This is a genomic window from Paraburkholderia sp. SECH4 (genome assembly GCF_030511745.1).
Lineage (GTDB): Bacteria > Pseudomonadota > Gammaproteobacteria > Burkholderiales > Burkholderiaceae > Paraburkholderia > Paraburkholderia madseniana.
Genome location: NZ_JALOCP010000003.1, coordinates 203,623 through 222,971, shown reverse-complemented (window position 1 = coordinate 222,971; position 19,349 = coordinate 203,623). Strand labels below are relative to the sequence as shown.

Annotated in this window: 18 protein-coding genes; 11 read left to right on the top strand and 7 right to left on the bottom strand. The window is 62.1% G+C overall.

The genetic code is table 11. The features are described from left to right. Positions 1-63: 63 nt before the first annotated feature. From M0D67_RS06430 to polA, 3 genes are all read right to left on the bottom strand, one after another. Entirely contained in the window at positions 64-936 is an 873-nt protein-coding gene (locus M0D67_RS06430; protein ID WP_266237977.1) for a dienelactone hydrolase family protein, read from the bottom strand. Between the two features lie 90 nt (positions 937-1,026). After that, positions 1,027-2,379, bottom strand: coding sequence for an NAD(P)/FAD-dependent oxidoreductase (locus M0D67_RS06425; RefSeq protein ID WP_266237975.1), 1,353 nt, complete (start codon positions 2,377-2,379; stop codon positions 1,027-1,029). Between the two features lie 177 nt (positions 2,380-2,556). After that, a complete protein-coding gene (polA, locus tag M0D67_RS06420; RefSeq protein WP_266237972.1) occupies positions 2,557-5,298 on the bottom strand; it encodes a DNA polymerase I in 2,742 nt (913 codons plus the stop codon). A 1-nt stretch (position 5,299) separates the two neighbouring features. Here polA and M0D67_RS06415 point away from each other — a divergent pair, with 1 nt between their 5' ends. Then, positions 5,300-6,043 (top strand): TIGR00730 family Rossman fold protein, encoded by a 744-nt coding sequence (locus tag M0D67_RS06415; protein WP_054034825.1) that lies wholly within the window; start codon positions 5,300-5,302, stop codon positions 6,041-6,043. A gap of 74 nt (positions 6,044-6,117) precedes the next feature. On the opposite strand, the gene M0D67_RS06410 is transcribed toward M0D67_RS06415, so the two are convergent. Then, on the bottom strand, positions 6,118-7,035 hold the full coding sequence (locus tag M0D67_RS06410; RefSeq protein ID WP_154557910.1) for a transcriptional regulator GcvA: 918 nt from the start codon (positions 7,033-7,035) through the stop codon (positions 6,118-6,120). Positions 7,036-7,132: 97 nt separating this feature from the next. Between M0D67_RS06410 and M0D67_RS06405 the strand changes: the two genes are divergently transcribed. Together M0D67_RS06405 and M0D67_RS06400 are read left to right on the top strand one after the other, a co-directional pair. Beyond that, on the top strand, positions 7,133-7,702 hold the full coding sequence (locus M0D67_RS06405) for a chromate transporter (RefSeq protein WP_266237969.1): 570 nt from the start codon (positions 7,133-7,135) through the stop codon (positions 7,700-7,702). After that, a complete protein-coding gene (locus tag M0D67_RS06400; RefSeq protein WP_154557912.1) occupies positions 7,699-8,229 on the top strand; it encodes a chromate transporter in 531 nt (176 codons plus the stop codon). The genes M0D67_RS06405 and M0D67_RS06400 overlap by 4 nt, the downstream gene beginning before the upstream one ends. 64 nt (positions 8,230-8,293) lie before the next feature. Here M0D67_RS06400 and M0D67_RS06395 read toward each other — a convergent pair whose 3' ends face one another. Next, positions 8,294-9,820 carry an AMP nucleosidase gene (locus tag M0D67_RS06395; protein ID WP_266238276.1) on the bottom strand — a complete coding sequence of 509 codons (1,527 nt, stop codon included), beginning with the start codon at positions 9,818-9,820 and terminating at the stop codon, positions 8,294-8,296. Positions 9,821-10,020: 200 nt separating this feature from the next. Between M0D67_RS06395 and M0D67_RS06390 the strand changes: the two genes are divergently transcribed. From M0D67_RS06390 to M0D67_RS06365, 6 genes are all read left to right on the top strand, one after another. Continuing rightward, entirely contained in the window at positions 10,021-10,416 is a 396-nt protein-coding gene (locus tag M0D67_RS06390; protein ID WP_154557914.1) for a hypothetical protein, read from the top strand. A 297-nt stretch (positions 10,417-10,713) separates the two neighbouring features. Further along, positions 10,714-11,709, top strand: a complete 996-nt coding sequence (locus tag M0D67_RS06385) for a homoserine kinase (RefSeq protein WP_266237966.1) — start codon at positions 10,714-10,716, stop codon at positions 11,707-11,709. Beyond that, positions 11,700-12,506, top strand: coding sequence for a BPSS1780 family membrane protein (locus M0D67_RS06380; RefSeq protein WP_093634984.1), 807 nt, complete (start codon positions 11,700-11,702; stop codon positions 12,504-12,506). Before M0D67_RS06385 ends, M0D67_RS06380 begins: the two co-directional genes overlap by 10 nt. Before the next feature lie 169 nt (positions 12,507-12,675). After that, positions 12,676-13,128, top strand: a complete 453-nt coding sequence (locus tag M0D67_RS06375; protein WP_054034820.1) for a MarR family winged helix-turn-helix transcriptional regulator — start codon at positions 12,676-12,678, stop codon at positions 13,126-13,128. A gap of 172 nt (positions 13,129-13,300) precedes the next feature. Further along, positions 13,301-13,720, top strand: a complete 420-nt coding sequence (locus tag M0D67_RS06370; protein ID WP_093634982.1) for an organic hydroperoxide resistance protein — start codon at positions 13,301-13,303, stop codon at positions 13,718-13,720. 307 nt (positions 13,721-14,027) lie between these two features. After that, positions 14,028-15,527 carry a deoxyribodipyrimidine photo-lyase gene (locus tag M0D67_RS06365; RefSeq protein ID WP_266237964.1) on the top strand — a complete coding sequence of 500 codons (1,500 nt, stop codon included), beginning with the start codon at positions 14,028-14,030 and terminating at the stop codon, positions 15,525-15,527. Positions 15,528-15,844: 317 nt separating this feature from the next. Here M0D67_RS06365 and M0D67_RS06360 read toward each other — a convergent pair whose 3' ends face one another. Together M0D67_RS06360 and M0D67_RS06355 are read right to left on the bottom strand one after the other, a co-directional pair. After that, the gene (locus M0D67_RS06360; protein WP_093634980.1) at positions 15,845-16,021 is read right to left on the bottom strand and encodes a DUF3563 family protein; all 177 of its coding nucleotides are present in this window, start codon (positions 16,019-16,021) and stop codon (positions 15,845-15,847) included. Between the two features lie 107 nt (positions 16,022-16,128). Further along, on the bottom strand, positions 16,129-17,325 hold the full coding sequence (locus tag M0D67_RS06355) for a PHB depolymerase family esterase (protein WP_266237962.1): 1,197 nt from the start codon (positions 17,323-17,325) through the stop codon (positions 16,129-16,131). A gap of 357 nt (positions 17,326-17,682) precedes the next feature. Here M0D67_RS06355 and M0D67_RS06350 point away from each other — a divergent pair, with 357 nt between their 5' ends. Both M0D67_RS06350 and modA read left to right on the top strand, forming a co-directional pair. Then, positions 17,683-18,384, top strand: a complete 702-nt coding sequence (locus M0D67_RS06350) for a phosphatase PAP2 family protein (RefSeq protein WP_171927050.1) — start codon at positions 17,683-17,685, stop codon at positions 18,382-18,384. Positions 18,385-18,560: 176 nt separating this feature from the next. Beyond that, a complete protein-coding gene (gene modA / locus M0D67_RS06345; protein ID WP_266237960.1) occupies positions 18,561-19,334 on the top strand; it encodes a molybdate ABC transporter substrate-binding protein in 774 nt (257 codons plus the stop codon). Positions 19,335-19,349 lie beyond the last annotated feature (15 nt).

Sequence of the window (19,349 nt, the reverse complement as noted above, 5' to 3'; positions counted from 1 at the left end):
GCACCCTTTTGGCACGTTAGCGACGACATCAAGACGCACAACCGGTCAGGCAAGCGCGCGCCCTCAGGCGACCCCATGCTGCTTGAACCACACCAGCGCACGTCGCCAGCCATCCTCGGCATCAGCCTCCTTGTAACTCGGCCGGTAATCCGCGAAAAACGCGTGGCCCGCATCGTCGTACACGACGAATTGCGAGCCGCGCCCCGCCTGCGGACCCTGCGCGATGGCCTGTTTCATCTGCTCGAGCGTGGCTTGCGGGATACTCTTGTCCTGGAGCCCATATAAACCCAGTACCGGCGCATGCAGATCCGCCACCAGGTCAAGCGGATTGGCCGGCGTCATCGCGTTCTTCGCGCCCACTAGGCGCCCATACCAGGCCGCGGCAGCCTTCAGCCGTGGATTGTGTTCGGCATACAGCCACGCAATACGCCCACCCCAGCAAAAACCGTTCACACCGAGCCGGTTCAGATCGCCGCCATGTTCGCCGGCCCACATGACGGTCGCATCGAGATCGTCCATGGCCTGCTCGTCCGGCACCTTGCTCATGATCTGATCGTCGATCTGCTGGATGGTCGGCAGCACCGAAGGATCACCCTCCCGCTCGAACAGGTTCGGGGCGATCGCCAGATAGCCCAGCTTCGCAAAGCGCCGGCACACATCGGCGATATGCTCGTGCACGCCAAAGGCCTCATGCACGACGATGATCACTGGCAAATGCGTCTTGCCCTTCGGCTGCGCGCGATAGGCCGGCACCAGCGTGTCGCCCGAACGCACGCCAATCTCGTCGGCTTCAAGACCGTCGCTATCGGTATGGATGGTTTGCGCCGACACCGGCAGCACGGCCGCGGCGAATCCGGTGCCGAGCGCGGCTTTGATGAAGGTGCGTCGATTGAAGGGAACGTGCGGGACCAGGCTGTCGATATCGGGTTTCAGCATGCGGCGCTCCTCGGGTAAAGGTTGGAGGCAACAGGATACGCTTCACCCGCATCCTGTTGCAGATGCAACCTTCTCGAGCGCAGTCAGCCTTCAGTGCAGCTTGACCCGCGGCAGCGTGGTGCGTCGCAACCAGTGCGCGAAGGTGTCGAGCACCATCCGCGCGTAGCCGTGCAGCGCCGCGATATGCAACCGGTACAGCGACATGTACATGAAGCGCGCGAACAGCCCTTCGATCAGCATATTGCCGCCGATCACGCCACCCATCAGATTGCCGACCGCGCTGAAGTGCCCGAGCGACACCAGCGAACCGAAGTCGCGATAGGTAAATTCGGGCAGCGGCTTATTCTCGAGCCGTGCCGCAAGCGCCTTCATCAGGAAGCTCGCCTGCTGGTGAGCCGCTTGCGCACGCGGCGGCACGTTGCGCTCGTTGCCCGGCCATGGGCAAGCGGCGCAATCGCCGAGGGCGAAGATGTTGTCGTCGACTTCGGTTTGCAGCGTGCGGCGAACGATGAGTTGACCCAGACGGTTGACCGACAGGCCGTCGAGTGCACTCAGGATGGCGGGCGCCTTGATGCCCGCCGCCCATACCGTCAGATCGGCGCGTACAGTTTTGCCGCTGGCCGTGCGGATCATGCCGGGCGCGACCTCCGCCACCGTCTCGCCGATCATCAGCTTCACACCGAGCTTGGTAAGCAATTCGGCGGTGGCCGTCGACACGCGCTCCTGCAAGGCCGGCAAAATGCGCGGCCCCGCCTCGATCAGCACGATGCCGACGTCGTGCCGCGGATCGAGCTTATGCAAACCGTACGCGGACAACACCTGGGCCGTATTGCGCAACTCAGCCGAGAGTTCGACGCCCGTCGCGCCGCCGCCGACGATCGCCACCTGGATGCGTGGCTCAGTGGAGGTCGACGACGTGCCCAGTCCCGATTCGACAGGTTCATGCACCTGATGCTCCGCACGCATACAGGCCGCGATCAGGCGTTTGCGGAAGCGCTCCGCCTGGCTGACCGTATCGAGCGCCAGGGAAAACTCAGGCGCACCCTTTACGCCGAAGAACGCCGTGGTGCTGCCGATCGCGATGATCAGCGTGTCGTATTCGAGTTCGCGTGCGGGCAGCAATTCGGCGCCGTCGTCGTCGAGCACGGTACCGAGCGTGAGACGCTTGTTCGCGCGGTCCAGACCGGTCAGATCGCCCTGCTGAAACTCAAAGCCGTGCCAGCGCGCCTGCGCCGCATATTCGAGTTCCTGGGTGAACGGGTCCATGCTGCCGGCGGCCACTTCATGCAACAGCGGCTTCCAGATATGGGTTGGATTACGGTCGACGAGCGTCACTTGCGCACGCACACCGCCTTTGTTCTTGTGGGGTGAATAACGGTCGCCTAAGCGCGTCGCCAGTTCCAATCCCCCCGCGCCCCCGCCAACGACGATAAAACGATGCATTGAACTCTCCGTATTTGCCGATGGGTTATGCGTCGCGACGGCGCGCATGAAGCATGAAACGCGCTCCGTCTGTCCTGGCGATTGTCCGCGAGCGGCACGGGTTGTCACAAGCCATCAATACGCATATGTGACATGCGCGCGACGTTATCGCCTATCGCGCGCGCCGTCACATGCACGTCAATGCGCTTCTTCCCAGTTCAGGCCGGCGCCCACTTCGGCGACCAGCGGCACTTTCAGCGCGGCGACACCGCACATCAGTTCCGGCAAGCGCTTACGTACATCGGACAATTCCGCGTCCGGCACTTCGAGGATCAGTTCGTCGTGCACCTGCATGATCATGCGCGTACCGACCTTCGACTCTTCGATCCACTTCTGCACCGCGATCATCGACAGTTTGATCAAGTCGGCGGCCGTGCCTTGCATCGGCGCGTTGATTGCCGCGCGCTCTGCGGCCTGACGGCGCGGACCGTTACCGCCGTTGATCTCCGGCAGCCACAGGCGGCGGCCGAACGCCGTTTCCACGTAGCCCTTGGCCTTCGCGCTCAGACGCGTTTCGTCCATATAACGCGCAACGCCCGGATAACGCGCGAAGTAGCGGTCGATATACAGCTTGGCCGCGTCGCGCGTAATGCCGAGGTTCGCGGCAAGACCGAACGCGCTCATGCCATAGATCAGGCCGAAGTTGATGACCTTCGCCACGCGCCGTTGATCGTTCGACACTTCGAGCGGCGTCACGCTGAAAATCTCTGCGGCAGTCGCGCGGTGAATGTCTTCGCCTTGCGAGAACGCACGCAGCAGGGATTCGTCGCCGGAAATGTGCGCCATGATGCGCAATTCGATCTGCGAGTAGTCGGCGGAGACGAGTTTGTGTCCCGGCGGTGCGATAAACGCCTCGCGGATACGACGCCCTTCGCCGGTACGCACGGGGATGTTCTGCAGGTTCGGATCGTTCGAAGCCAGCCGGCCCGTGACCGCCACCGCCTGCGCATAGTTCGTATGCACACGACCGGTTTGGGCGTTGACCATGCGCGGTAGCTTGTCCGTGTAGGTCGATTTCAGCTTCGACAAACCGCGGTGTTCGAGCAGGATCTTCGGCAACGGATAGTCTTCGGCGAGCTTTTGCAGCACTTCTTCGTCGGTGGACGGCGCGCCGCTCGGGGTCTTCTTGACCACCGGCAATTCGAGCTTCTCGAAGAAGATCTGACCGATCTGCTTCGGTGAACCAAGATTGAATTCGCCACCGGCCAACACGTACGCTTCGCTTTCCAACTGAATCAGACGCGTGGCGATTTCACTGCTTTGCGCGCGCAGCTTTTCGGCGTCGATCAGCACGCCGGTGCGCTCCATCTTGCGCAAGACGCGCGAGGTCGGCACTTCGATGTCGCGATACACGTAGTCGAGCGTCTTCTCCGCGGCCACTTGCGGATACAAGGCCTGATGCAGACGCAAAGTGATGTCGGCGTCTTCCGCCGCGTATTCGGCGGCCGTTTCCAGCGCGACTTCGTCGAAGCCGATCTGCGACGCGCCCTTGCCCGCCACCTCTTCGTACTTGATCGTCTTGATGCCGAGATGGCGCAGCGCGAGGCTGTCCATGTCGTGCGTACGGTGCGATTCGAGCACGTACGATTCCAGCAGCGTGTCGTGCTCGACGCCGCGCATCTCGATGCCGTAGTTCGCCAACACCTGTTCGTCGTACTTCATGTGCTGGCCGACCTTCTTGTGGTCGGCGCTTTCCAGCCACGGCTTGAGCTTGGCGAGGACTTCATCGCGCGGCAGTTGCACGGGTGCGTCCGGACCGCGATGCGCGAGCGGCACATAAGCGGCATAGCCGGGTTCGACCGACAACGACAGGCCCACGATTTGCGCGGTCATCGGGTCGAGCGAGGTGGTTTCGGTATCGAATGCAGTCAACTCGGCGGCGTTGATTTTCTCAAGCCACGCGTCGAGTTGCTCCCAGGTCTGCACGGTATCGTAGTGACGTTCGTGATCCACGGTGAGCGCCGGCGGTACATCGGTCTCGGGACCTTCCGCGACTTCGGCAACTTCCACCTCACGCAGCCAGGTCTTGAAGCCGTTACGCGTGAACACGTCGCGCAGTTCTTCGCGCGATTCCGGCCGGCTTTCCAGGCTCTCTTCGATCGACACGATATGGCCGGTCAGATCGCATTGGCGCTCGACGGTGACGAGTTTCTTCGCCATCGGCAGAAAATCGAGCGCACGTCGCAGATTGTCTCCTACCGCACCTTTGATCTCGTCCGCATGTGCGACGATGCCATCGAGGGTTTCGTACTGCGTCAGCCATTTGATCGCCGTTTTCGGCCCGCATTTTTCGACGCCGGGCACGTTGTCGACGGTATCGCCGATCAACGACAGGTAGTCGATGATGCGTTCCGGCGGCACGCCGAATTTGGCAATCACGCCTTCGCGGTCGAGCTTCTCATTAGTCATCGTATTGATGAGGGTGACATGATCCGACACGAGCTGCGCCAGATCCTTGTCCCCAGTCGACACGATCACATTCATGCCGCGCTTTTCCGCCGCGGTGCTGAGCGTGCCGATCACGTCGTCAGCTTCGACGCCTTCGATCATCAGGAGCGGCCAGCCGAGCGCACGCACGGCGACGTGAATCGGCTCGATCTGACGCGCGAGATCCTCCGGCATCGACGGGCGGTTCGCCTTATAGTCGGCATACCAGTCGTCGCGGAACGTTTTGCCCTTGGCGTCGAACACGCACGCGCTATACTCTGCGGTAACTTCCTTGCGCATGCGCCGCAGCATGTTGATCATCCCATAGAGCGCACCCGTCGGGCCACCCTCGGGTCCGCGCAGATCAGGCATCGCATGGTAGGCCCGGTACAGATAACTCGAACCGTCGACCAATAGCAGGGTCTTACCTTCAAGGCTTCGTTCTTCAGGCATTATGACTAAGAGAAAAGTGATTCCGAGTCTGCGATCACTCGCAGATCAAGAGCGCGCTACGGCTAAGAAGGCCCGCGCATCGTGGCAGATGTTCACGATTATGGCAGAGTTTATCGAGGCGACCGAGTACCTCTCGGAGATTCGTCCGGCTGTCAGCATCTATGGTTCAGCGCGCCTGAAACCGAACTCGCCGTATTACAAACTCGCCACGCAGATCGCACGCAAGCTGTCGGACGCAGGCTTCGCGGTCATCTCGGGCGGCGGCCCCGGCATCATGGAGGCGGCCAACAAGGGCGCCCATGCGGGCAAGGCCCCTTCGGTCGGCCTGAACATCGAACTGCCGCACGAGCAATCGGGCAATCAATGGCAGGACATCTCGCTGCGCTTCCGCCATTTCTTCACGCGCAAAGTCACGTTCGTCAAGAACTCGGATGCGGTGATCGTCATGCCGGGCGGTTTCGGCACGCTGGACGAGCTCGCCGAAGTCCTCACGCTGATCCAAACCAAGAAGTCGCGCCACGTGCCGATCATTCTGGTGGGCGGCGAGTTCTGGGAAGGCCTGCTTGCGTGGTTCAAGAACTCGCTCACGCCGATGGGCCTGATCAATCCAACGGATATGGATTTGATGCAGGTAATCGACGATCCGGACCAGGTGCTCGAAGCAGTGCTGAAGTTCTATGAAGACCGCGAAGAAGCCGAACCGCATCCGGCCAAATCGGATGAGGACCGGATGTTCTATCTGTGATGCTGGCTCTTCGCGCCTCGTGCGCGAAGTCAGCTTGCTGATGTTCAATGGCTATTGAGCAACGCATGCGGGTTCTAGCGAGTGGCCTCCAGGTCGCTCGCTTCCGCTACGTCGGTCTGATCACCCTGCGCTTGCAGCCATTCGCAGAACTGCGCCACTAGCGGCGCCTGCGCGACCTCCCGCCTCGCCACCCACCAATAGCCGCGCGCATCGATACGCGGACCGGCCAACGGCACGACGAGCCGTCCCGATGCCAGCTCATCCGCCAGCAAAGGCAACGGGCCGAGCGCTACGCCGAGCCCATCCACCGCGGCCTGCAAGGCCAGATAGAAGTGGTCGAACGACTGCTTCTTCCGGCATGTCGCCGTGACCCCTGCCGCCGATAACCAGTTGCTCCACGCATCAGGCCGCGTGTCCGAATGCAGCAGCACGTGCTTCGCGAGATCGTCGGCCGCCTTGATTGGTGAGCGTTGCAGGAGAGTGGGACTGCACACCGGGATCTCGCTCTCGCCAAGAAAATGGCCGCTCACGCAGTTCGGCCAATGCGCCGGCCCGCGCCGCACGGCGACGTCGAAGCCGTCCAGTGTTTCGACCGGTGCGTTTGAAGTCGATAGGCGCAGCTCCACATTTGGCACCTTGCGCTGGAATTGATGAAGCCGCGGCAGCAGCCACTTCATTGCGAAAGTCGGCAGCGCATTCACCCTTAAAACGTGAACGACCCCCGTATCACGCAATTGATCCGTAGCAAGCGCGATGCTGTCGAACGCGGCCTGGACGGTGGCCAGATAGCGGCGGCCGTCGTCGGTCAGGCGCACGCGCTTGCCGCGGCGATGAAACACCTGCACGCCGAGCCATGTTTCGAAAGCCGCGACTTGCCGGCTAATTGCACCGTGCGTCACATGCAATTCGTTCGCTGCGGCGGTGAAACTTTCATGCCGTGCGGCAGCCTCGAAGGCACGCAGCGCCGGAAAAGGAGGAAGATTACGAGCCATGCTTGTGATTCTAGATCACAAAGGCGCGCTCAAAAATCGTTTTGCCCAACGAGGGTTCGGCGCTAACCTCCAGAGCTTGAACTGGAAGCCTAGCGATATGGATCACGATCTCACCTCAATCACGGCCGACCGGGCGCCCACGCCCACATTGCGGGAAATTTTTAGCGGCTTTCTCGGCCTCGGGCTGATCTCATTCGGTGGCGCACTGCCGCTGGCGCGGCGCGCCGTGGTCGAGCAACGGCGCTGGCTGACCGACGCGGAATTCACCGACTTGCTGGGCCTGTGCCAATTCCTGCCGGGCGGCAATGTAATCAATCTTTCGGTGGCGATCGGGATGCGCTTTCGCGGCGTGCCGGGTGCGCTGGCGGGGTTGCTCGGGTTGATCGCGGGGCCCTCGCTGGTGGTGATCGGCCTTGGCGTGCTGTACGAACATACGCAAAACGACCCACACATTCGCCATCTGTTTGCCGGTCTTGCCGCCGCAGCGTCCGGTCTGCTGATCTCGATGGCCGTAAAAATCCTTCTGCCGTTGCGGGATAAACCGATGGCCGCGCTTATCGCGGCGCTCGGCTTCATCGCGATCGCCATCATGCGCCTGCCGCTTCTGCCTACGATGCTGGTGCTCACGCCACTCAGCATCTACATCGCGTCGAGGGCCGCACGATGAACGACACGCTCATTTCTCTCGCCATCATTTTCAGTCAGCTTTCGCTGCTCGCGTTCGGTGGCGGCAACACGATTCTTCCGGAGATGCAGCGACAGGTGGTGGATGTGCATCACTGGATGCCGGCCAGCGAATTCAGCGCGCTGTTCGCGCTCGCGCAAGCGGCGCCAGGGCCCAATCTGATGATCGTGACGCTGGTCGGCTGGCACGTGGCGGGTTGGGCGGGGATGCTGGTGACTTCTGTGGCGAAGTTCGGACCTTCGTCGCTCGTGACGATTCTTGCGCTGCATGCGTGGGATCGGTTCAAGGACCGTCCGTGGCGGCGTTACGCGCAAGCAGGACTGGTGCCGGTGACAGCAGGCATCGTCGCGGCGAGCGCGTCCTTGATCGCCGAAGCGTCGAACCCGACGGCGATTGCATGGGCAATTTGCGCATTTACCGCCGTACTGGCGTTGAAGACGCGCATTCATCCGCTGTGGTTGCTGGCGGCGGGGAGCTTGATCGGGCTGACAGGGTTTGGGCAGTTTTAAGGCGGTAAGGCGAGGAGAGGAGCAGACGCTCGCCCTCGCCTTACCGCGCCCTATCAAGAGGCGCTTATTGAAACGCCACTTCCGCGAAGCTGCGCAACTTACGGCTATGCAAACGATGCAGGCCATTCATCCGCAACAACTCCATCGCCTTCACGCCGATCTGCAAATGCTGATCGACCTGCGCGCGATAGAACTGATCCGCCATGCCGGGCAGTTTCAATTCGCCATGCAAAGGCTTGTCCGACACGCATAGCAAGGTGCCGTAAGGCACGCGGAAACGGAATCCGTTGGCGGCGATCGTCGCGCTTTCCATGTCGAGCGCGACCGCACGGCTTTGCGACAGCCGCTGCACCGGCTCACGGTGATCGCGCAATTCCCAGTTGCGGTTATCGACACTCGCCACCGTGCCCGTGCGCATCACGCGCTTCAACTCGACGCCATCCAACTGCGTGACCTGCGCGACCGCGCGTTCCAACGCCACCTGCACTTCGGCGAGCGCAGGAATCGGCACCCACAGCGGCAAATCGTCGTCGAGCACGTGATCTTCGCGCACATAGCCGTGCGCCAGCACATAGTCGCCCAAACGCTGCGTATTGCGCAGACCCGCGCAGTGCCCAAGCATGATCCACGCATGCGGCCGCAGCACGGCAATGTGATCCGTGATCGTCTTCGCGTTCGACGGCCCGACACCGATGTTGACCATCGTGATGCCGCTGCCGTCGGCACGCTTCAGGTGATACGCGGGCATCTGCGGCAGACGCGGCGGCGCCGTGCCTTCCTGTGCCTGCTCGCCGAGATTCTCGTTGTACGTGATCACGTCACCTGGTTCGACAAACGACGTGTATTCGCTGCGATAGGCGCGCAGTTCTTCGTCGTCGGTATGGGCCATCATCGTGCGGCCGAGTTTGACGAACTCATCGATATAGAACTGATAGTTCGTGTACAGCACGTAGTTCTGGCAATGCGTGGGCGAGGTCGCCGTGTAATGCTTCAGCCGATGCAGCGAGAAATCCACCCGCGCCGCCGTGAACAGCGCGAGCGGATGCGGATCGCCTGGCAGCGGCTCATACGTGCCGTTGACGATGCGGTCGTCGAGCAGCGCGAGGTCCGGCGTATCGAACACGTCGCGCATCAGGAACAGGCGCTCGCGATCCAGATCGCCCTCGAGATGGATGCCTTCGGCGAAAGCAAAGTGAATCGGAATCGGCTGGTCAGACACGCCGACTTCGATCTTCACATGATGGTTCTTCGCCAGCAGGCGCAATTGCTCGCGATAGTAGTTGCCGAACAGATCGGGCCGAGTGACCGTGGTCTCGAACACACCGGGGCCTGCAACGAAACCGTACGAGCGGCGCGAGTCGATATGCGTGTTGACTTCGGTGCGCACTCTGACGAACGGGTAGCAGGCGCGCACCCGGCGTTCGAACAGTTCGTTGCGGCGGTAGCGCGCGAAGGCGTCGCGCAGGAACGAGGTGTTCGCTTCATAGATCGCCGACAGACGCGTGACGGCCTCGACCGCGTCGTCAAAGGATTCGGTTGGGAAGCTGTTGGCGGGAGTCTGCACCGCGCGTTGATTGGTATCGTTGTTCATCTTCATTCGCCCCTATTCATGAGATGACATTACCACGGAACCCGCGATCGCCAAATGACCTCGCCGCGCCTACCACACCTGCCGCAACAGCGGCCGCAAGATTGCGCGCACGTCGCGCGAAAGCGGCGCAAAATAAGGCGATCGCGCCCGTAGGCAAGGCTGGATTTGCTAGAATCGGGGCACCATATTGGAGAATCACCATGAAGCCGTTCCTTCCCGTCGCCGTTGCATTGGCCCTCGCCTTTGGCAACGCGGCGATGGCTGCCCAGCCTGTCGATGACACTCCGGCCCCCGGCGCGCCCCAGTCCGCCAATGAACGGGCTGGTCTGCCTGACCTGGAGAAGATCAATCGTCCGGCCGCCGAGGTCAGCTCGAAGGTCGAAATCAACGTCCCGCGCACGCCGAGCTTCTACGAACGCAGCGCTAACGGCACCGAAATCACCGAATACCGCGACAAAGGCAAGCCCGTTGAAATCAACGTGCATTCGAATCTCGGCACGCGCTATCAGATGAGCGCGCCGCTCGACACGTCGCCCACCGTGCGCGACAACGGCCGCGCGAGCACGCGTTTGCCGTCGGTGAATCTGACTTATTGATGGTTGCCTGGGCGGCGGCGTGACGTACGCCGCTCCGTGGAACTGCGCGGCCCGCGGGCGTCGCCCCGGGCTTTTAGCCTGCTTGCCGATTTTCAGCACCGCCTGCAGCATGGCGATACCGCGTTGAATTGTCACAGCGCTTAGCGACCCTGACGGGTGGCCAGGATTGGCAGGCAAGATTCGCTGCCTGATTGACTTTGACTGCGTGACCTTGACCGCGCTTTCTGCAACGCATTCGCCACACCTCGTACTGGTCGCCTCGCGCCAGCCCGACTAACCTGATCCGACGTTTCCCGCATGGCTGTCTTCACCGCTGTCACCGAACCCCAACTAGCAGAATGGATGCGTCATTACGATCTCGGCGAAGTCGTCGAGTTTCGCGGCATTCCGTCCGGTATTGAGAACAGCAACTTCTTTCTGACGACGACGCGCGGTGAATACGTCCTCACGATTTTCGAAAAGCTGACGGCCGAGCAATTGCCGTTCTATCTCGATCTGATGCAGCATCTGGCCGCGCACCGCGTGCCGGTGCCGGATCCCATGCCGCGTGAAGATGGCGCGCTGTTCGGCACGCTGCACGGCAAGCCCGCCGCCATTGTGACCAAGCTCGAAGGCGCGCCGGAGTTGGCGCCGCAAATCGAGCACTGCGTCGAGGTCGGGCAAATGCTCGCGCGCATGCATCTGGCGGGGCGAGACTACGCGCGCTATCAGCCGAATCTGCGCAGCCTGCCGTGGTGGCAGGAAACGGTGCCGACCATCCTGCCGTTTCTCGCTGGCGCGCAGCGCGACTTGCTGTCGTCCGAACTGGCGCACCAGGAAGCTTTCTTCGCCTCGGCGGATTACGCCGCGTTGCCCGAAGGCCCCTGCCACGCTGACCTGTTCCGCGACAACGCGCTATTCGCGCATGCCGCGCCGGAATCCGGTCACGAGGTGCGCCTGGGCGGCTTCTTCGACTTCTATTTCGCCGGCTGCGACAAGTGGCTGTTCGACGTCGCGGTAACGGTCAACGACTGGTGCGTCGACCTCGCCACCGGCAAGCTCGACGAAGCACGCACCGAAGCCATGCTGCGCGCCTACCAGACCGTGCGCCCGTTCACCGTCGAAGAAAACCGCCACTGGGGCGATATGCTGCGTGCCGGCGCTTACCGCTTCTGGGTCTCGCGCCTGTATGATTTTCATTTGCCGCGCGCGGCCGAGTTACTCAAACCGCACGACCCCGGTCATTTCGAGCGCATTCTGCGCGAACGCCTGTCCGGCGTTGCTCTTCCAGGCATTCATACCTCATGCAACTGATCGAAGTCCCCGCGAAAACCGGCTATGTCTGGTTCCGGCAGGGTATCTGGCTGTTCCGCAAGAACCCGCTCGCGTTTCTGACGCTGTTCTTCACCTATCTGCTGGTCATGACGCTGGCGGCGCAGATTCCGGTCGTCGGCGGCGTGCTGCCGCTGGTCTTCATTCCGGGTGTCGCCGTCGGTTTCATGGCGGCGTGCCGCAACACCATCGCGGGCAAGCCGGTGTTCCCGACCATTCTGGTGGACGGCTTTCACTCGTACGGCCCCGCGGTCGCCAAACGTCTGCTGGCGCTGGGCGTGCTGTACGTCGTCGCGATGGCGCTGGTGCTGGCCGGCTCGGCACTCGCCGACGGCGGCATGCTGCTGAAGGTCATGCTCGGCATGGCTACGATGGATCAGGACGCGATCGCCAACAGCAATATCCCGCTGGCGGTGATCGCCGCGTTCGCGTTCTACATTCCCGTCGCGATGATTTTCTGGTTCTCGCCGGTTCTTATCGCGTGGCACGACGTGCCGCCAGTCAAGGCAATGTTCTTCAGCATCGTCAGTTGCTGGCGCAATCGCGGCGCGTTCATCGTGTTCGGTGCATTGTGGTTCGCGGTGGCGACGACCGTCTCGTTCGGCTTGTCCGCGCTGATGCAGGCGCTGGGCGCGGGCGACTTCGCATTCGCGATCCTGATGCCCGCCACGATGATCGTCACGACCATGCTGTATTGCTCGTTCTACGCGACCTACCGCGGCTGCTTCGGCGTGCAAACGCCTGAAGCACCGGACCTGCCGACCACGCCGGCGGCTTGAGCGCCGGCTAGGCCGCTGCTCAAGCGCGGGCGCTTTTTCGGCGCCCGTGTGGTTTCAATCCGGCGCACTGCCCGCTTTCGCCTTGGCACGCTCGGCATCTCGCCTCGACTTGCGGCACAATGGTTTGCGCGCAATCGATTTGCACGCTCTTTTTTCCGCGAGATGCAACATGACCCAGCGCCCCGCTTTGCCCTTCACGCTCGACGAGCAACTCTGCTTCGCCCTCTATTCGACCTCGCTTGCGATGACGAAGGCGTACAAACCGCTGCTCGACAAGCTCGGCCTGACGTACCCGCAATATCTGACGATGCTCGTGCTATGGGAAGCCGACGACGTCACGGTGAAAGACATGGCCGCGCGCCTGAATCTCGACTCGGCGACGGTCACGCCGCTGCTCAAGCGCCTCGAGGCGCAGGGGTACCTGGAACGGGTACGCGGCGTCGAAGATGAGCGGCTCGTCTATATCCGGCTCACCAAAGCGGGCACCGCGCTGAAGCGTCAGGCACGCGAAGTGCCGGCGGAAATCTTCTGCGCGACCCAGCAGACGCCGGAATTCCTGCTCCGTCTGCGTGACGATCTGACGCGCCTGCGCACCACGCTCAACGATTACATGGACCACTAGCCGGCCTGTTTCAAATGGCACGCTATCGAGTCGATACAAAAATTAGTTTGCACACAAATGATTTGTGTACTATCTTTACCACATGCCGCTTCGATAGCACTCCGCCAGAAAGGTGGCCAAACAGCGGCAAGCATGCAAACCACCCTGACAACCCAGATTTAGGAGCAGCACAATGAACATCCTCTACAAAGCAAGCGCAACCAGCACCGGTGGCCGTGACGGCCGCGCAGTGTCGTCGGACAATGCGTTGGACGTGAAGCTGGCGGCACCGCGTGAACTGGGCGGCACGGGCGCAGCGGGTACCAACCCGGAACAACTCTTTGCAGCGGGCTATTCGGCGTGTTTCCTGAGCGCGATGAAGTTCATCGCCGGCCAGCGCAAGCAGGCTTTGCCGGCTGACACGCAAGTCACGGCAGAAGTGGGGATCGGCCCGAACGACAATGGCGGCTTCGCGCTCGACATCGATCTGCGCGTCTCGTTGCCGGGCCTCCCCGCAGATGCAGCCAAGGAACTGGTCGACGCAGCACATCAGGTCTGCCCGTACTCGAACGCCACGCGCAACAACGTCGCGGTGCGCCTGCAAGTCGCGTAAGCTCCGGCGGCTTGAACGAATTGCCAATGAATCGAATCGTTGACACGCGCGGCACGACCGCGCCGTCATGAATAACGCCCGTATCCTGCAAACCAGGCGCGGGCGTTGTGCCATTTTGCGGCGCAACAGGCATTCGCAGACGCGGCACGCAATGTGCGGCATCAACCCGACCGATCACCTGCCGTCACGCGACTCCGCCGATAGCTCTGTTAGTAAACGCGCAGTTCAGTAATATCGTCGCCTGGCAACTGATCATTGCGCCGGTCGATGCTTAGCCGCGCAGCCCTTTACCCGACCCACGATTCCGATGACACGCCCCCGGCGCCTGAGCGACACCTTCGATACCGGTCTGGTCTGGTTTCGCCGCGATTTGCGCAGCACGGACAACGCCGCGCTCTACTACGCGCTCAAGCATTGCAGGCGCGTCTGGTGCGCGTTCGTATTCGACACGACGATCCTGCAACCGCTGAGCGACGCCTGGCAAACTCGCCATCCGGACACGCAGCCACAGGACCGCCGCGTCGAGTTCATTCTTGCTGCATTGGGCGAGTTGGACGAGGCGTTGCGCGCCAAAGGTGGCGGGCTCATCGTGCTGTACGGCGATCCGGCCGATCTCGTGCCCAGGCTCGCTGATGAACTCAACGTGGATGCAATATTCACGAATCACGATTACGAGCCGGTCGCGATCGAGCGTGACGAGACGGTGCAGGAGCGGCTTGTCGAAGCCGGACGCCAATGGCTGACGTTTAAAGATCAGGTGATTTTCGAGCGCGATGAGGTGCTGACAGGCCAGAACAAACCGTTCACGGTGTTCACGCCCTACAAGAACGCATGGCTCAAGCAGCTGACGGCCTTTGATCTGAAACCGTATCCGGTCGAGACCTATACTAAGCAGCTCGCAGCACTGCCGCCCAGGCTGAACCGTCAGTTGCCGACGCTCGATCAACTCGGCTTCGCACCGAGCAATCTTGCGGAGCTCAACTTGCCCACCGGCATGAGCGGCGCGCAACGCCTGCTTGACGACTTCATGACCCGCATCGACAGCTATCAGGACCGGCGAGACTTTCCCGCAGTCAAAGGCCCGAGCTACCTGTCGATGCATCTGCGCTTCGGTATCGTCTCGATCCGCACGCTCGCGCGGCTCGCGCACGAGATGTCACTGCAGCCGGACGGGCAAGGTTCGGCCACGTGGCTGACGGAGCTGATCTGGCGGGATTTTTACTTCATGATCCTCTCGCATCATCCAAAGCTGGCGGATGGTGCGTCGTTCAAGGAAGAGTACGACCGGCTGCGCTGGGAGCAAGGCCCGGAAGCGGACGAGGCGTTCGCCGCATGGTGCGACGGCCGCACGGGCTATCCACTGGTCGACGCCGCGATGCTGCAACTGAACCGCACGGGCTACATGCACAACCGCCTGCGGATGGTGACGGCGAGTTTTCTGGTGAAGGATCTGGGCGTCGACTGGCGACGCGGTGAGCGTTACTTCGCCGAACAACTGAACGACTTCGATTTCTCGGCGAATAACGGCGGCTGGCAATGGGCGGCATCGACGGGATGCGACGCGCAGCCGTATTTCCGGATCTTCAACCCGATCACGCAATCCGAAAAGTTCGACACCGAAGGGCGCTTTATCAAACGCTACTTGCCCCAACTGGCGAAACTGCCTGCCAAATGGATTCACGCGCCGTGGCTGGCGGGTGCGGATCGGCTCGCGGAATTTGGCGTGATTTTGGGCAAAGATTATCCCGCGCCGATCGTCGACCATGCCGACGCGCGGCAGCGTACGCTTGCCCGTTTCGGCAAGTAAGCGCCCGCTCACATTGATTTGATCAGGAACGTCTGGCGAAGACTGAAGCACGCGCCGTTTGCCGTCGTTGTTCGTGTTTTAGTGCTGATCGTCGCACTGACGCTTGCACTCTGGCGACGGGACCACTGAGCTGCCGAACTACTCGAGCCCCATGTAGCCTGGGTGGCATTTACCGCGGTGTTGGATCACGCGCTGTGGCAATTGAATCCGGCTGTTTAAGCGTGTTTGAGCCCTTCCAATAGCTCATAACAGCTTGGGCGCCTTACCCCAAACATCGGCGTTCTTCATTACGCGCCGATGCTTCAAACTCGCGCAGCTTAGTGCTGGGCCATCCACGCCGGATGACGGGTAGCCGCCTCACGGTCGAGCTTGCGCATACGGAATTCCAGATCGTAAAGATCGGTTGCCTCTGCGAGGAAGGCGTCAGCGCGTTCTTTCGCGAGTTGATCGGGCGATTTGGTCAGGAACAGAAACAGGCGGCTAAGCAGGTACATGGTCAACCTCGACAATGAGTTTAGGCGTTAACGCCTAAGGGATAACCCGTATTATAGGGAAAACCCTAGGATCGCGCCAATACTCATTTCGAAGTGTTGTTCCAACGTCACCGTGCGCCCGCCGAAGCTTCTGTGGCGGTGCTTTCAGCGATACGGCCGGTGCCCGTGCGGCGTTGGTGCCTGAAAAATTCCCACACCATGGCGCTTGCGTCCGGACCTTTGGCGGAATGGAAAGGTACGGCGTCATCGCCGCCACTCCATGCGTGCGCGAGCCCCTGGACACGGCACAGCCGCACCACGCGCCGGCCGCCGCGCAGGTAGTCGCGCATCACTACGCCACCTTTGCGCTCTTCCTTTACTTCGCCGGATTTGCGCGCGCCGTTCTCGTCGACGATCCGGTTCAGACGGAGAAACTGCACCGCCAACTGGTCCGCATTGACGGGCGCGACCACATGGTCGGTGTCGCCGTGGAGGATGATGGCCGGCATCCCGGGGTATTCAGCCACATTAACGAGTTCGTCGACCAGCTCGGCAGGCTCGCGACGCGCGCCGCGCCGCATCACGTCCATCGCCGCAATGCCGGAGCGAGCCTCGCCGAAAGCGGGGCCGGAATGCAACGCGACCGCCGCGAAACGCTCCGGGTAGTTAGCGGCCAGAAGCGCCGTCAGGCCGGCCCCGGCAGAGATTCCGGCGACATAGACGCGCTCGCTGTCGAAGCCGTGCTGGGCAACCAATGAATCCACCAGCGAGACGACCGCACGCGCCTCAGCACCACCGGCGCTGTCGCTGGCGTCGTACCAATGCCAGCAGCGATGCGAATGCACATGCTTCGACTGTTCCGGATAAACCACGGCAAAGCCGAACCGGTCGGCGAGCACGTTCATCCGCGTGCCTTCGGCGAATTCGTCAATCGACTGGGTGCAGCCGTGCAGCATCACCACCAGCGGCATCGCCTCGTGCGCATGGCCGGTCGGGATGTACAGCCCGTACTGAAGGTGGTTGACGAGCCGCCCAGGCGCGGTAGGCGCCGAATGGAACGAGCGCGTCCATGAACCGCTCGCCCATGCAGAGGCGCGCGGACGAACCCGCGATTCCCGTGGAGCGGCACGCGGCGCCTCGCGTTTCGCGGATGCGCGCAGCGCGGCCACCGGCTTGACAGGACGGACCTTGGCCGAAGGTTTGGTGGTAGCGACGCGTGCCGGCCGCGCAGTGGCGCGCTTGGTGGTTGCGTGAGTGTGCTCGGTTTGAATGGCGAGCAGCCGCTTAAGACCACGTAGCCAGATTTTCGACAGACTTTTTGCCATCGGCGGGTAACCTCGCAAAAAGGGACAGGTGTCGTTCGATCGAACGACGCTTTGTTGTGCAATGCACAATAACACCAATCCTCATGCGATGCTGACGGCCTTAGCCTCTGCCGGATACCGAATTTTCCGTCCGGCGAACCTTGCAGCAGCACCGACGTCAAACCATGGCAAAGCTTGTTCGCTAGCCAACGCCCCGTCACAAAAAGCCTGACGCGTGGCGAATCCCGCCCGCAGCACCCGTCTATACTGGCGGGTAAATAATGTCGGTAGACGCCTTCGCCGCGTCGGCGATTCGCGCCGTTCGCGCGTTAAACCATTACCAACCCGATTCTACGCGGCCTTGGTCGCGCCTTTGCCATGCCCGAATTACCTGCCCATCTGTGGTACTCGATCACCAGCCTCGGCGGCGCCGGCATGACGCTGCCGCTCGCGTTCGCCATCGCACTTTGGTTGGCGATCGGCTACACGTGGCGCATGGCGGCTGGCTGGTTGCTGCTGCTTGGCGCGGCCATCGGCGTTGTGACCGTGACCAAACTTGCCTTCCTCGGCTGGGGCGTCGGCGTGCGCGAACTGGATTTCACTGGCGTCAGCGGTCACGCCATGCTGTCTACCGCCGTCTATCCGGTCGCGCTGTTCCTGATGTTGCTGCCGGCGCGCCCGGCGATTCGTCTGCTCGGCGTCTTGTTGGGCCTGGCTGCGGGTATTGCGGTCGGCTTGTCGCGCGTCGTACTGAGCGCTCACTCACCGTCTGAAGCCGTAACCGGCTGCCTGGTCGGCGCGCTGGCGGCGCTCTTCTTCGTGCGCATGGCGTGGCATGCCGAGCCGGGCCGGTTGTCGGCGGCACCCGTCGCCGCGAGTCTGATGATCCTCGCGTTGCTGATGCACGGTGTGCACGTGCCGACACAACGCTGGGTCACGCATATCGCGCTGAAGGTGTCCGGCCATGACCGCCCGTTCATCCGCGCCAAGTGGCGGGCCGTGCGCGACGTACGTCCCGCCATGACGCCGCTGTCGCAGACGCTCAACACGCTGACGCCGCCGCACTCGCCGGACGTCTGAAGCACGTTCAATCGATTTCCTGTTCGACGCCTGAAGCCCCCGCCTGCCGATCCGCGGCCCACGCGCCGCTTTATGCGCGCAACTGAATAATCAGCATGGGTACCGCTATAACCTTTCATATATTACGATAGCGTTTTAACCCCCCAGCTCCGGCCCACGCCGGACATCCAGCCTTCATGACACTGTTCCGCCGCCTTGTGAAACATGCGCTGTTCATCGCCAGCGCCATCTCCGTTGCCGTCAGCGCCAACGCACATGCCGACGAACTGGTGGTTTCCGCCGCCGCCAGCCTGACCAACGCGTTCAAAGCGGTGAGCGAGGTCTTCGAACAGCAGCATCCCGGCACCAAGGTCCTGCTGAACTTCGGCGCCTCCGACGTGCTGATGCAGCAAATCGTCAAGGGTGCGCCCGCTGACGTGTTCGCCTCGGCGGATCAGAAAGCAATGGACAAGGCCGCAGCGGAAAAAGTGATCGTTCCGGCTACGCGCAAGGACTTCGCCGCCAACTCGCTGGTGCTGATCGTGCCGACCGACAGCCATTTCGCACCGGGCTCGCTGAACGACCTGACGTCGGCGAATGTGAAGCGTGTGGCTTATGGCGATCCGGCTTCGGTGCCGGTTGGCCGCTATACACAGGGCGCGCTGCAAGCCGCGGGCGTGTGGGACGCGGTCAGCGCAAAGGCTGTGCTGGCATCGAACGTACGCCAGAGCCTGGACTATGTGTCGCGCGGTGAAGTCGACGCCGGCTTCGTGTTCAGCACCGATGCCGCAGTCATGCCGGACAAGGTCAAGGTCGCGATGAACGTGCCGACACAAACGCCGATCACCTATCCAATCGCGCAGGTCGAAGGCAGCCGTCACGCGGCCGACGCGCAAGCCTTCATGAACTTTGTGCTCTCGCCGGCCGGCCAGGCCGTGCTCGCGAAGTACGGCTTCAAGCCCGCGCATTAACCTGGGTACCGCACG

Coding starts and splice junctions, on each gene's coding strand:
- M0D67_RS06430 (WP_266237977.1), bottom strand. CDS start 936: ATGCTGAAACCCGATATCGACAGCCTGGTCCCGCACGTTCCCTTCAAT.
- M0D67_RS06425 (WP_266237975.1), bottom strand. CDS start 2,379: ATGCATCGTTTTATCGTCGTTGGCGGGGGCGCGGGGGGATTGGAACTG.
- polA (WP_266237972.1), bottom strand. CDS start 5,298: ATGCCTGAAGAACGAAGCCTTGAAGGTAAGACCCTGCTATTGGTCGAC.
- M0D67_RS06415 (WP_054034825.1), top strand. CDS start 5,300: ATGACTAAGAGAAAAGTGATTCCGAGTCTGCGATCACTCGCAGATCAA.
- M0D67_RS06410 (WP_154557910.1), bottom strand. CDS start 7,035: ATGGCTCGTAATCTTCCTCCTTTTCCGGCGCTGCGTGCCTTCGAGGCT.
- M0D67_RS06405 (WP_266237969.1), top strand. CDS start 7,133: ATGGATCACGATCTCACCTCAATCACGGCCGACCGGGCGCCCACGCCC.
- M0D67_RS06400 (WP_154557912.1), top strand. CDS start 7,699: ATGAACGACACGCTCATTTCTCTCGCCATCATTTTCAGTCAGCTTTCG.
- M0D67_RS06395 (WP_266238276.1), bottom strand. CDS start 9,820: ATGAACAACGATACCAATCAACGCGCGGTGCAGACTCCCGCCAACAGC.
- M0D67_RS06390 (WP_154557914.1), top strand. CDS start 10,021: ATGAAGCCGTTCCTTCCCGTCGCCGTTGCATTGGCCCTCGCCTTTGGC.
- M0D67_RS06385 (WP_266237966.1), top strand. CDS start 10,714: ATGGCTGTCTTCACCGCTGTCACCGAACCCCAACTAGCAGAATGGATG.
- M0D67_RS06380 (WP_093634984.1), top strand. CDS start 11,700: ATGCAACTGATCGAAGTCCCCGCGAAAACCGGCTATGTCTGGTTCCGG.
- M0D67_RS06375 (WP_054034820.1), top strand. CDS start 12,676: ATGACCCAGCGCCCCGCTTTGCCCTTCACGCTCGACGAGCAACTCTGC.
- M0D67_RS06370 (WP_093634982.1), top strand. CDS start 13,301: ATGAACATCCTCTACAAAGCAAGCGCAACCAGCACCGGTGGCCGTGAC.
- M0D67_RS06365 (WP_266237964.1), top strand. CDS start 14,028: ATGACACGCCCCCGGCGCCTGAGCGACACCTTCGATACCGGTCTGGTC.
- M0D67_RS06360 (WP_093634980.1), bottom strand. CDS start 16,021: ATGTACCTGCTTAGCCGCCTGTTTCTGTTCCTGACCAAATCGCCCGAT.
- M0D67_RS06355 (WP_266237962.1), bottom strand. CDS start 17,325: ATGGCAAAAAGTCTGTCGAAAATCTGGCTACGTGGTCTTAAGCGGCTG.
- M0D67_RS06350 (WP_171927050.1), top strand. CDS start 17,683: ATGCCCGAATTACCTGCCCATCTGTGGTACTCGATCACCAGCCTCGGC.
- modA (WP_266237960.1), top strand. CDS start 18,561: ATGACACTGTTCCGCCGCCTTGTGAAACATGCGCTGTTCATCGCCAGC.